Raw genomic sequence first — 13,190 nt, forward strand, 5'->3', positions numbered from 1 at the left:
CGTCACCGTCACGCCGGTGAACGACCTGCCGGTGGCTGGCAACACGAACATCACGACCGCCGAAGATACCGCGAAGGCCGGCAGCCTGCCGGCGGCAAGCGATGCCGATGGCGACACGGTGACCTACGCCAAGGTGAGCGACCCTGCGCACGGCGCGGTGACTATTGCGAGCGACGGCACCTACACGTACACGCCTGCCGCGAACTACCATGGCACCGATAGCTTCACCTACACCGTCAGCGACGGCCGGGGCGGCAGCAACACCTATACGGTCAACGTCACCGTCACGCCGGTGAACGACCTGCCGGTGGCTGGCAACACGAACATCACGACCGCCGAAGATACCGCGAAGGCCGGCAGCCTGCCGGCGGCAAGCGATGCCGATGGCGACACCGTCACCTACGCCAAGGCGAGCGATCCTGCGCATGGCACGGTGATCATTGCGAGCGACGGCACCTATGCGTACATGCCTGCCGCGAACTACCACGGCACGGACAGCTTCACCTACACCGTCAGCGACGGCCAGTGCGGCAGCAACACCTATACGGTCAACGTCACCGTCACGCCGGTGAACGACCTGCCGGTGGCTGGCAACACGAACATCACGACCGCCGAAGATACCGCGACGGCTGGCAGCCTGCCGGCGGCAAGCGATGCCGACGGCGACACGGTGACCTACGCCAAGGCGAGCGACCCTGCGCATGGCGTGGTGACCATTGCGAGCGACGGCACCTATGCGTACACGCCTGCCGCGAACTATCATGGCACGGACAGCTTCAGCTATACCGTCAGCGACGGCCAGGGCGGCAGCAACACCTATACCGTCAACATCACCGTCACGCCGGTGAACGACCTGCCGGTCGTGGGCAACTCGAGCATCACCACCGCCGAAGATACCGCGCGCACCGGCACGCTTCCAGCGGCAAGCGATGTCGATGGCGATACGCTCACGTACTCGAAGGCGTCCGACCCCGCACACGGTACCGTGAGCATCGCCGCCGACGGCACCTATACGTACACCCCTGGCGCCAACTACAACGGCGCGGACAGCTTCACCTACACCGTCAGCGACGGTAACGGCGGCAGCAACACGTATACGGTCAACGTCACCGTCACGCCGGTGAATGACGCCCCGGGCGCGGCGCCCACCACCATCATCACCGCCGAAGACACGGTGATCGCGGGCAGCCTGCCTGCCGCGAGCGACGTCGATGGCGACGCGGTCACCTATACCAAGGCCGCCAATCCGGCCCACGGCAGCCTGGTCATCGGCGCCGATGGCAGCTACACCTACGCGCCGGATGCCAACTACCACGGCAACGACAGCTTCAGCTACCGGATCAGCGACGGCAAGGGCGGCAGCAACATCTATACGGTCGAGGTGAATGTCGCCCCGGTCAATGACCTGCCGATCGCGGCCGGCGCGATCGTCTGGACCCTGAAGAACGAGACCAGCAGCGGCAAGCTGCCGGCGGCAAGCGACGTCGACGGCGACACCATCACCTATGCCACCGGCAGGGCGCCTCAGCATGGCACGGTCAGCATCGATGCGGGCGGCAACTACAGCTATACGCCCGCCAGGGGCTACAGCGGCACCGACAGCTTCACCTTTACCGTCAGCGACGGCCAGGGCGGCAGCAACACCTATGACGTCACCGTTGTCGTGGGCGCCACCAACGAGGCGCCGGTCGGCGCCGGCACCAGCATCGTGACGCGCGAGAACAGCTCCGTGGCGGGCGCCTTGCCGGCCGCCACCGACGCGGACGGCGACGTCATCACCTATGCCAAGGCCGGCGAGCCAGCCCATGGCAAGCTGGTCATCCAGCCCGGCGGCAGCTACCTCTACACCCCGGATGCCGGCTTCCATGGCGCCGACAGCTTCAGCTATACCATCAGCGACGGCCAGGGCGGCAGCAACACGTATACCGTCGAGGTGACGGTTACGGCCCTCAACCGCGCGCCGGTCGCTGCCGACGCATCCATCGCGACGGGCGAGGACACGCCCGTCGCCGGCGACCTGCCGCGGGCGCAGGACGCCAACGGCGACATCCCCCTGTATTCGCTGGCATCGGGGGCAGGACACGGCACGGTCAGCGTCGCGGTGGACGGCGGCTATACCTACGTGCCGCACCCCGACTTCCACGGCAGCGACAGCTTCAGCTACACCGTCAGCGACGGCAAGGGCGGCAGCAATACCTATACCGTCACCGTGGAGGTGGCGCCGCGCAACGACCTGCCGGTCGGCGCCGATGGGACCATCGCGACCAGCGAAGACACCGCCGTGTCCGGCCCGCTGCCAACGGCGAGCGATGCCGACGGCGATACGCTCACCTATGCCAAGGCATCCGACCCGCTGCACGGCAGCGTCACCATCGGTGCGGACGGCGGCTACACCTATGTGCCGCATCCCGATTACCATGGTGCCGACAGCTTCCGCTACACCGTCAGCGATGGCCAGGGTGGCAGCCAGACCTATACCGTCACCGTGACGGTCACGCCGGCCAACGATGCGCCGCGCGCGGCCGGCGCCAGCATCGTCACCCGCGAGGATGTGCCGGTGACGGGCGCGCTGCCGGCGGCCAGCGACGCCGATGGCGACCCGGTCGGCTACGCCACCGCATCCGGCCCGGCGCACGGCAGGGTCAGCATTGGTGCCGATGGCAAGTACACCTACACGCCGGATGCGAACTTCCACGGCAGCGACAGCTTCAGCTACACCGTTAGCGACGGCAAGGGCGGCAGCAATACCTACACCGTGGACGTGACAGTCACGCCAGACAACCAGGCGCCGGTGGCGCGGGCCGCGGCGATCGCCACCCGCGAGGACACGCCGGTGGGTGGCGCGCTGCCTGCTGCGACCGATGCCGACGGCGACCCGGTGCGCTACACCCTGGCCGCGAATGCCGGCCACGGCACGGTCAGCGTCGGCCAGGACGGCAGCTACACTTACGCCCCGCATGCCAACTACCATGGCAGCGACAGTTTCAGCTACACCGTCAGCGACGGCCGGGGCGGTAGCAATACGTATACCGTCACGGTCGAGGTCAGCCCGGTGAACGACGCCCCGGTGGCCCATGGCGGCGCCAGCGGCAGCGGCCTGGTAGGCCAGCCGCTGGTCCCGGTGGGCGTGCCGGCCTTCACCGATGTCGACAGCGCGACCATCAGCTACAGCGCCACGCTGTCCGACGGCAAGCCGCTGCCATCCTGGATGGTGTTCGATCCGGCCACCCGCAGCGTCGGCGGCACCCCGCCGGCCGGCAGCGCCGGCACCTATGTGCTGACGGTGACCGGCAGCGACGGCGAACTGACCGCCGAGACCAGCATCACCCTGGTCGTCGGCAACCCGTCCGCGCCGGCGCAGGCGCTCGGCATCGCCGGCATGACCCGGGATACCGGCGCATCGGCCACGGACTTCGTGACCAACGACGGCGCGGCCGGCCGCAGCGTGAACGGCAGCCTGTCCGCGCCGCTCGGCCGCAACGAGGTGGTGCAGGTGTCCTTCGACGGCGGGCTCACCTGGACCGTGGCCAGCACCAGCGGCACCGCCTGGACCGTCAACGACAGCGGCAGCCATGATCGCAACTGGACCATCCAGGCGCGTGTCTTCGACAGCGCCAGCGGCTTGAGCGGGCCGGGTGCCCAGCGCGAGGTCGTGCTCGATACGACCGCGCCCGGCGCTTCCGCCGCCGACAGCCAGCGCACCGGCAGCACGACCCCGGTGCTGTCCGGCAGCGCCACGCTGCTGGAAGGCGAGAAGCTGCGGGTGACAATCAACGGCGCCACCTACGAGGTGGCGGCGCCGGGCGGTGCCTGGACCCTGGACCTGGCCACCGCCACCCCGGTCGCCGGCAGCGCCACGCCGCTGGTGGTGGGGCAGAGCTACACGGTCACGCCGGTCATCACCGACCTGGCCGGCAATGCTCGCACCGGCAGTACCGGTAGCGTCGACGTCACGCCGCCGCTCAAGCCGGCCGAGCCCGTGATCACGCCAACCGAGCCGCCGGTGCTGCCACCGCAGCTTGGCGAGCCCGCCGTGCCGGTGGTGGAGTCGCCGCCGCTGGTGATCCCGCCGGCCGGACCGGAGCCGCGCCCCGTCAGCGAAAGCGTGGCGCCGGGCAGCGTGGCCGATGGCGACAGCCTGCGCCCGGGCAGCGGCAGCGGCTACCGTCCGCTGGAACTGAGCTCCACCTTCGACCGCCGCAGTGCCGAACTGTCCGACGTGTATACCCGTTCGGAAGGCTTCCGCACCGTGGTCGCCAGGGCGGACGACCCGGCGCTGGTACTGTTCCAGGGCGTGCCCGACCAGTTCGTCGAGACCGGCACCCAGCTGTCGCTGACGGTGCCGGCCGACGCCTTCGCCCACACCCAGCCGAAGGCGGTGGTGCGCCTGAGCGCCACCCTGCAGGATGGCCGTCCGCTGCCGACCTGGATCCATTTCAATGGCCAGACCGGCCAGTTCACCGGCGAGGTGCCAAAGGGCCTGAAAGGCGAGCTGCGGATCAAGCTGATCGCGCGCGACATGGAAGGACGCGAAGCGGCCGCCCTGTTCCGCATCAATGTGGGATCATCGGTGGTGGCGCCGGACGGCAAGGCAGCGCCGCTCGGCAAGCCGGGCCTGAGCCAGCAGTTGCGCGCGGCGCCGCCGCGCGCCGTGCCGGGGCGCGGCTGAGGACAGGCTTTCCTGAACGACGATGGACATCGATAAACATCAGCCCGGCACGGGCCCGGACCCGCTTGCAACCCTGTTCGACCTGGCGCACCGGGCGCGCCATGCCGGCACGCCGGTCGAACTGGACTTCCTGGCGGTGAACGGCAGCCATGCGCTGGCGCCTTACCGCCAGGCCGCCCTGTGGTTCGAGGACCGCGGCGTCTGCGCGCTGTCCGGGGTGGTGCAGATCGAGGCGAATGCCCCCTATGTGCACTGGCTGGGACGGCTGGCCGCCCAGCTCGGCGATGGTGACGGCGGCGCGCCGCGCACCGTCAGCGCCGCCGACCTGGACGCTTCGCTGGCGGGGGAATGGGCGCAGTGGCTGCCGGGCTACGCGCTCTGGCTGCCGATCGCGGCCGGCGAGGGGGGCCATCCGGCGCGCGGCGGCCTGCTGCTGGCGCGCGACATTCCCTGGCTCGAGCGCGAACTGCCTCTGCTGGCCGAGTGGGCCGACATCCTGCGCCACGCCTGGCTGGCGCGTACCCCGCCGCTACGGCTGTCGCCGCGCGCGCTGCGCAGCCGCCTGCGCAGGCGTCGCGCCCAGGAACAACAGCAAGGCCTGCCCTGGTGGCGCCGGCGCGTGCCGCAGGCGCTGCTGGCCGCCGCCGTGCTGCTCTGCCTGCCGGTACGCTTGAGCGTGCTGGCGCCGGGCGAACTGGTGCCGGCCAATGCGGTCACCGTGCGCTCGCCGCTCGATGGCGTGATCGAGCGCTTCGAGGTCGCACCGAACGGGGTTGTGAGGGCGGGGCAGCCGCTGTTTCATTTCGACCGCGCACAGCTGGAAAGCCGCGACGCCGTGGCGGCCCAGGCCCTGGCCACGGCAGAAGCCGAATACCGCCAGGCGCTGCAGCAGGCCTTGGCCGACGGCAAGTCGCGCAACATGCTGGCGACCCTGCAGGGCAGGATCGAGGAGCGCCGCGCCGAGGCCGCGTTCATGCATGGCCAGCTGGAGCGCGCGACCGTGCTCGCGCCGCGCGACGGCGTCGCGCTGTTCGACGACCCCAGCGAATGGACCGGGCGGCCGGTGGCGACCGGCGAACGCATCATGCGCATCGCCTCGCCGCGCGAGATCGAGGTCGAGGCCTGGCTGCCGCTGGGCGATGCAATTCCGCTGGAGCCGGGTGCGCCGGTCAGCCTGTACCTGGCGTCCAGCCCGCTGGATGCGGTCGAAGCGCGGCTGCGCTACGTGGCCTACGAAGCCGTCGCGCAGCCGGACGGCAGCTGGGCCTACCGGGTGCGCGCCACGCTGCCGGCCCAGTCGTCCGGCGCGGACGGCCACCGCGTCGGCCTGAAGGGCAGCGCCAGGCTGTCCGGCGGCTGGGTGCCGCTGGCCTACTGGATGCTGCGCCGTCCGCTGGCGGCGGTGCGCCAGGCCATCGGTATCTAGGGCCGGGCCGCGATGCACTATTTCACGCTGCCCCCGCTGCGCGAGGAACTGAGCCTGCACCGCGGACCGGTGCAGGCCGCCGGCGAACCGAGCTACACGCTGGAAGACCCGGTGCGCAACCAATTCTTCCGGATCGACTGGCCCACCTTCGAGGTGCTGAGCCGCTGGTCGCTCGGCAATCCGGACGACATCCTGCTGTCGCTGCAGGCGGACACGCCGCTCGACCTGGAGCGCGCCGACGTCGAGGCGGTGCTGAAATTCCTCAACGATGCGCAGCTGCTGCGGCCCGATCCGCTGGCATCGAGCGCGGCGCTGGCCGCGCGCCACCAGGCCGCGGCGGGCAAGTGGCACACCCGGCTGCTGCACCACTACCTGTTCTTCCGCCTGCCGCTGGTCAAGCCCGACGCCTGGCTGGCCCGCATGACGCCGTCCTTCGGGTGGGCATTCTCGCGCGGCTTCTTCCTGCTCACGCTGCTGGCCCTGGTGGCCGGCGTGGCCCTGGTCTGGCGCCAGTGGGATGTGTTCCGCAGCACCTTGTCGGGTTCCTTCACGCCGGGCGGGCTGCTGGCGTATGCGATCGCGCTCACCGTGGTCAAGGGAGCCCACGAGATGGGGCATGCGCTCAGCGCCAAGCGTCACGGCTGCCGCGTGCCGACCATGGGCCTGGCCTTCCTGGTGCTGTGGCCGATGCCGTATACCGACACCAACGACGTCTGGCGCCTGGACCGCAAGGACCAGCGCCAGCAGGTCGCGCTGGCGGGCGTGGCCACCGAGCTGATCATCGCCGCGTGGGCGACGCTGGCCTGGAGCCTGCTGCCCGACGGGACCCTGCGCGACGTGGTGTTCCCGCTCGCGACCACCACCTGGATCGCCACGCTGGCGATCAACGCCAGTCCTTTCATGCGCTTCGACGGCTACTTCGTGCTGTCGGACTGGCTGGACATGCCGAACCTGCATGCGCGCGCCTTCGCGCTGGCCAGGTGGCACCTGCGCGAATGCCTGTTCGGCCTGGGCGAAGCGCCACCCGAATACTTTCCGGCGCGGCGCCACGCGGGCCTGATCCTGTTCGCGTGGGCGGTCTGGCTGTACCGGCTCACGGTCTTCATCGGCATCGCGCTGCTGGTCTACCATTTTTTCATCAAGCTGCTGGGTATCTTTCTCTTCTGTGTCGAAATGAGCTGGTTCGTCATCCGTCCGATCGCGGGCGAATTCAAGGTCTGGCGCGGGCTGTGGCCGCGCATCCGCGCCAGCCGGCGCGGGCGCCGTTCACTGGTGCTGGCCGCCCTGGCGCTGCTGCTGTTCGTGCTGCCCTGGCCGACCCGGGTGCAGGGCGGGGCGCTGCTCAAGCCGCTGCAGGTGTTCCCGGTGCATGCGCCCGAGCATGCCCAGCTCGCCGGCCTGCCGCTGGGCGAGGGGGCGCGGGTCGCGCCGGGACAGGTGCTGGTCCGTTTCGCGGTGCCGGAAAACGGCAGCCGGCGCGAGGTCGCCGAAGCCCAGGTCGAGCGCCTGCGCTGGCAGGCCGGGGCGGCCGGTTTCGATGCCGAGCAGCGCGCCCGCAGTGCCGTGCTGCGCGAAGAGCTGGCCAGCGCCGAAGCCCAGTTGGCGGCCGTCGACGAAGAGTCTGCCCGCTACCTGCCGCGGGCGCCGTTCGCGGGCACGCTGCGCGACCTGGATCCGGAACTGCGGCCCGGCACCTGGCTGGGCAGGAACGAACGCGTGGCGGTGCTGGTGGGCGACGGGCCGCTGGAGGTGACGACCTACCTGGACGAGGATGCCGTGCGCCGCATCGCGCGCGGCGACCGGGCCGTATTCCACGCCGACGGCGGCGCCGGCCCGGCGCTGCGCCTGCGCGTGGCCGGCATCGACCGCGACGCCACCCGCATACTGCCGGCCAGCCTGTGGGCGGCCCAGCAGGGCGGCCAGGTGCCGGCGCGCGAGAAGGGTGGCGCCTGGTATCCCGAGCGCGCCGTGTACCGGGTCAGCTTCGTGCCCGACGCGCCGGCGGACGAAGCGCGCGCCGCGGCGGCCGGCCATGCCTGGCGCGGCACGGTGGTGATCCAGGGTGCATGGGAGGCGCCGGGCACCCGCTTCGCGCGTGCGCTTGCGACCCTGTTCTGGCGCGAGGCCGGTTTCTGAGACCGGGGCGGCGCCGCTCCGCAAGCTTGCCGGAGCGCGCCGTCCCGTTCCACGTCCTTCAGCCGCCCAGCATCGCGCGCGCGGCCGTGACGATATGCCGCGACAGCTCGTCCATCCGTGGCGATTGCAGCTTCCACGTATGCCAGTACAGCGCGACATCGGTCGGGTGCGCGGGCGCCAGGTCGACCAGTGGATCGGCGCCGTCGTCGTGCTTGTCCAGCAGCCATTGCGGCACCATCGCATAGCCGATGCCATAGCGGACCGCCTGGAAATGGGCTTCGGTTCCGGGCACGTAGTGGCAGGGATAGGCTCCTTCGGGCAGCCCGAAATGCTCCAGCAGAAGGTTCGACCCCAGCGTGTCCTTGCGGGTGTAGGCCACCACCGGGGCGCGCCGCGCGGCCTCGCGCGTCAGGCCATCGGGCAGCCAGCGCTGGCAGAAGGCGCGGCTGGCCACCAGCCGGTAGCGCATGGTGCCGAGCGCCTCGACGCTGCAGCCGCGCATCGGCTCGGCCACCGTGCTCACGCAGCCGATCACCATCCCGGTCTTGAGCAGGGCGAAGGTATGGTCCTGGTCTTCGACCACCAGGTCGAGGATGAACTGGTCCCTGGCCAGCAGGCCCGCCAGGGCCGGAAAGAACCAGGTACCCAGGCTGTCCGAGTTCAGGGCCATCGAGACGGTGGTCGCGCCAGCCTCGCCATTGCGGATGTCGGCCTCGAAGTCGGTCTTGAGCAATTGGGCGCGACGCAGGTATTGCAGCAGGCGCTGCCCCATCGGCGTCGGCCGGCATGGCCGGCTGCGCACGATCATGGGCTTGCCGAGCGATGACTCGAGCACGCGCAGGCGCTGCGAGACCGCCGACGGCGTGATGTTCAGGCGCGCGCCGGCACGCTCGAAACTGCCGGTTTCCGCCACGGCCAGGAACGCTTCGGCTTGCTTGGGGTCGAGATCCATCGGTTCTTTGGAAAAGCCACCATGGTAGCGGCAAACGGCGGGCCGTACTGCAAACGAAGAAATTTTACGCATACAGTAAAACTCTTCAGGCCGCTTTCAGGAGAAGGCCGGGCCAGGCCAGAATCGTCGCTTCCACCTCGTCCGGAAGAACGCCGATGCTCCACATAATCTACCTGATCGCCATCTCGGCCGAGGCCGGATCGGGCGCGCTGATGGCCATGCGCCGCAAGATGGACGTGTTCGGCGTCGCGCTGGTCGGCACCGTGACCGCGCTGGGCGGCGGCTCGGTCCGCGACATGCTGCTCGGCCACTTCCCGCTCGGCTGGGTGCAGCATCCCGAGTACCTGCTGTTCACGGTGGGCGCGGCGCTGGCCGCGGCGACGGCCGCGCAGGTGCTGCAGCGCCTGAAGTCTGCCTTCCTGCTGCTCGATGCCCTGGGACTGGTGGCGTTCTCGATCATCGGCTGCGACGTCGCGGCCGCCGCCGGGGTGCACGTGGCGGTGGTGGTGTTGATGGGCATGATCACCGGAACGGCCGGCGGCCTGCTGCGCGATATCGTATGCAACCAGGTACCGCTGGTGCTGCGGCGCGACCTGTACGCGACGGTGGCGCTGGCGACCGGCGCGCTCTACATGGCGCAGCTTCACTACGGAGTCGGGCGCGACGTGGCGACCCTGTTCGCGCTGGCGGCCGGCTTCGGCCTGCGCCTGGCCGCCCTGCGCATGGCGCTCGCCTTGCCGGTGCCGGGCCGCGGCAGGCCGGGCGCGCTCGACGCCGCCGGCGGGGAGGGCTGATGGCGCGCGGCAGCACGCGGGTGGCCACCGGTACAGGGGTCGCATTCACCACCAGCCCGCTGCTGGCGCCGGAACTGCCCGTCTGGCGCTCGCGCTGCGTGCTGTTCGTGATCTCGGCGCTGTTCGCGCTGCTGGCCGCGCGCGCGGCCTGGCTGCAGGCGGTGTCGGAAGGCTTCCTGCAGGAGCAGGGCGCCGCGCGCTACCTGCGCACGCTGGAGCTGCCAGCCAGTCGCGGGCGCATCCTCGACCGCCAGGGCCGTGTGCTCGCGGTGTCGATTCCAGCGCGCACGGTGTGGGCCAATCCCGAGCATGCTGCCGGCGCGGATCCCGCCAGCCTGCGTGAACTGGCGCGCCTGCTCGAGATGGACGAGGGCATCGTGCGCGCCCGCCTGGCCTCGGACCGCTCCTTCGTCTACCTGAAGCGGCAGGTGGACGTCGACACCGCGCGGCGCATCCTGGCGCTTGGCATCCCCGGCATCGCAACCCGGGACGACACGCGCCGCCACTATCCCGAAGGCGGTATCGCGGCGCACCTGGTCGGCTTCACCAACATCGAAGACGCCGGCCAGGAAGGCATGGAGCTGGCCAGGCAGCAAGACCTGCTGGGCAGGCCCGGTGCGCGGCGCGTGATCCGCGACCGGCTCGGCCACCTGGCGCAGGACCTCGGCACCATGCGGCCCGCCATCGATGGCCGCGACCTGTCGCTGTCGATCGACCGCAACCTGCAGCATATCGCGCGTACCCACCTGGCCGCCGGGCTCGAGCGGCACCAGGCCAAGGCTGGCGGCATCGTCGTGCTCGACGTGCGCAGCGGCGAAGTGCTGGCGCTGGCCAACCTGCCGGACTACGATCCGAATGACCGGGGGCGCCTGAGCGGAGCGCAGCTGCGCAACCGCGTCCTGACCGACACCTTCGAACCCGGCTCGGTGGTAAAGCCGTTCACGATCGCGCTGGCGCTGGCGCAGGGCATCGCCACGCCGCAGACGCTGGTCGAGACCGAGGGCGGGCGACTGCGCATCGGCAGCGCGTCGATCGGCGACGCCAGCCGCCACGGCACACTGACGGTGTCCCAGGTGCTGGAAAAATCGTCGAACATCGGCACCGCCAAGCTGGCGCTGCAGATGCGGCCGGAGAGCATGTGGACGCTCTTCACCGAGGTCGGGTTCGGGCAGGCGCCGGACCTCGGCTTTCCCGGCAGCGTCGCCGGCCGCCTGCGGCCGCACCACAGCTGGCGCCCGATCGAGCAGGCCACCATCTCCTACGGCCATGGCCTGTCGACCTCGCTGATGCAGCTGGCCCGCGCCTACCTGGTGTTTGCGCGCGACGGCGAGATCGTGCCGGTCACGCTGCTCAAGCGCGACGACGCACCGGCGGCGCGCCAGGTCATCCCGGGTCCCATCGCGCGCGAGGTGCGCGCCATGATGGAACGCGCCGCCGGACCGGAAGGAACCGCCGCGCGCGCGCGGGTGGCGGGCTACCGCGTGGCCGGCAAGACCAGCACCGCGCACAAGGTCAAGGCGGGACGCTACGTCAACCGCTACGTGGCCAGCTTCGTCGGCCTGGCACCGGTGTCCGACCCGCGCATCATCGTCGCGGTGATGGTGGACGAGCCGACCGCCGGCGGCCATTACGGCGGGCTGGTGGCGGCGCCGGTGTTCGCGGTCGTGACGCAGGACGTGCTGCGCGCATTGAACGTGCACCCCGACGCACCGGTCGGCGACATCATCGCGCCGGACCAGCCCTAGCGCGTGCCGGCAGCTCCGCGCGCATCCTGGCGCCGGCCGCCCCCGTGATACCCGGCAGGTATCGAGCGAATACCCAATCAGTCTTGGACGCCGCCGCCCGGCTTATCTACGCTGCAATCAAGACGAGGCGGCACAGACCTCGCCACCGAACGATCAACGACGGGAGACACGATGCAGTCTGGCGGCCAGACCCCGACCGGCGGGCACGCGGAGCATGCGGTCCGCGCCGATGCGCATGCGGCCGTGTCCCCCGATGGCGACGCAGCCGGGTTCCGGCGCGACCGGCGCGCTGCTGCCGGCCATCGCTGCCGGTTTCCTCGCGGTGCTGGTGTCGTTCTGCGCACCGCTGGCCATCTTCTACCAGGCGGCCCAGGCGGCCCAGGTGTCGAGCGACATGTTCGCGTCCTGGGTATGGGGGATCGCGGTCGGGGCGGCGGTCGCCGGCATCTTCCTCAGCTGGCGGCTGAAGGTCCCGGTCATCACCGCGTGGTCGGCGCCGGGTACCGCGCTCCTGATCACCCTGTTCCCCGGCCTGTCGCTCAACGAGGCGGTGGGTGCCTACCTGAGCGCCGCCACGATCCTGCTGGCGATCGGCCTGTCGGGCTGGGGCGAGCGGGTGGCGCGCTGGGTGCCGCCCGGCGTCGCCAGCGGGATGATGGCCGGGATCCTGTTCCCGTTCGGGATCGTCGCCTTCAAGGGCGTGGCATCGATGCCGGTGCTGGTGTTCGGCATGATCGCCGCCTACCTCCTGTTCAAGCGCGCCACGCCACGCTACTGCGTCGCCTTGCTGCTCGCCGCCGGCATGGCGTTCGCCTGGTTCTCGGGGCAGCTCGGCTTCTCCGGCCTGGCGCTGGAATTCGTCACGCCGGCCTTCATCGCACCGGCCTGGAGCTGGTCGAGCACCTTCAGCCTGGCCTTGCCGCTGGTCCTGGTGACGCTCACCGGCCAGTACCTCCCCGGCATGGCGGTCCTGAAGGCCGCCGGCTACGACACCCCCTTGCGTCCGGTCATCGTCACCAGCAGCATCGCCTCGCTGCTGGTCGCGTGTACCGGCGGGATCACGATCGCGATCGCGGCGATCACCGCCGCCATGTGCACTGGTCGCGAAGCGCACGAAGACCCGCGCATGCGCTATGTCGCGGGCCTGGCCAGCGGCGGCTTCTACCTGGTCGCCGGACTGTTCGGCGGCTCGATCGTGCTGCTGTTCGCCGCGCTGCCGCGCGAACTGGTCGCGACCCTGGCCGGGCTGGCCCTGCTCGCACCCATCGCGGCCAACCTCGGCGCCATCGCAAGCTGCGAGGACCACAGGGAGGCATCCGTCATCGCCTTCGTCGCCACCGCCTCCGGCATGCAGTTCCTGGGCCTCGGCTCGGCATTCTGGGGTGTCGCGATCGGGATCGTGGCGTGCCGGATCCTGCACCGGCCCGGGGCGGGCAGGCCGCCCGCCGCCACCTGACACATAACAACC

The 13,190-nt window shown here is 70.7% G+C and carries 7 protein-coding genes; 6 read left to right on the forward strand and 1 reads right to left on the reverse strand.

Features of this window, described 5'->3' with window-relative positions:
* From LCI23_RS03775 to LCI23_RS03785, 3 genes are all read left to right on the forward strand, one after another.
* The coding region (locus LCI23_RS03775; protein ID WP_224944324.1) for an Ig-like domain-containing protein at positions 1-4,669 on the forward strand (4,669 nt) is incomplete at its 5' end.
* A gap of 22 nt (positions 4,670-4,691) precedes the next feature.
* On the forward strand, positions 4,692-6,095 hold the full coding sequence (locus tag LCI23_RS03780) for an efflux RND transporter periplasmic adaptor subunit (protein ID WP_224944326.1): 1,404 nt from the start codon (positions 4,692-4,694) through the stop codon (positions 6,093-6,095).
* Between the two features lie 12 nt (positions 6,096-6,107).
* Positions 6,108-8,231: an HlyD family efflux transporter periplasmic adaptor subunit gene (locus LCI23_RS03785; RefSeq protein WP_224944328.1), complete on the forward strand. Its 2,124-nt coding sequence runs from the start codon at positions 6,108-6,110 to the stop codon at positions 8,229-8,231.
* Positions 8,232-8,289: 58 nt separating this feature from the next.
* Here LCI23_RS03785 and LCI23_RS03790 read toward each other — a convergent pair whose 3' ends face one another.
* Positions 8,290-9,183 carry an HTH-type transcriptional regulator ArgP gene (locus tag LCI23_RS03790; protein WP_224944330.1) on the reverse strand — a complete coding sequence of 298 codons (894 nt, stop codon included), beginning with the start codon at positions 9,181-9,183 and terminating at the stop codon, positions 8,290-8,292.
* 155 nt (positions 9,184-9,338) lie between these two features.
* Here LCI23_RS03790 and LCI23_RS03795 point away from each other — a divergent pair, with 155 nt between their 5' ends.
* From LCI23_RS03795 to LCI23_RS03805, 3 genes are all read left to right on the forward strand, one after another.
* Entirely contained in the window at positions 9,339-9,977 is a 639-nt protein-coding gene (locus LCI23_RS03795; RefSeq protein ID WP_224944332.1) for a trimeric intracellular cation channel family protein, read from the forward strand.
* Positions 9,977-11,722: a penicillin-binding protein 2 gene (locus tag LCI23_RS03800; RefSeq protein ID WP_224944334.1), complete on the forward strand. Its 1,746-nt coding sequence runs from the start codon at positions 9,977-9,979 to the stop codon at positions 11,720-11,722. The genes LCI23_RS03795 and LCI23_RS03800 overlap by 1 nt, the downstream gene beginning before the upstream one ends.
* Positions 11,723-11,975: 253 nt before the next feature.
* Positions 11,976-13,178, forward strand: a complete 1,203-nt coding sequence (locus LCI23_RS03805; RefSeq protein ID WP_224944337.1) for a benzoate/H(+) symporter BenE family transporter — start codon at positions 11,976-11,978, stop codon at positions 13,176-13,178.
* Positions 13,179-13,190 lie beyond the last annotated feature (12 nt).

The sequence above is a fragment of the Massilia sp. MS-15 genome, assembly GCF_020176695.1.
GTDB classification, from domain to species: domain Bacteria; phylum Pseudomonadota; class Gammaproteobacteria; order Burkholderiales; family Burkholderiaceae_D; genus Telluria; species Telluria hydrophila.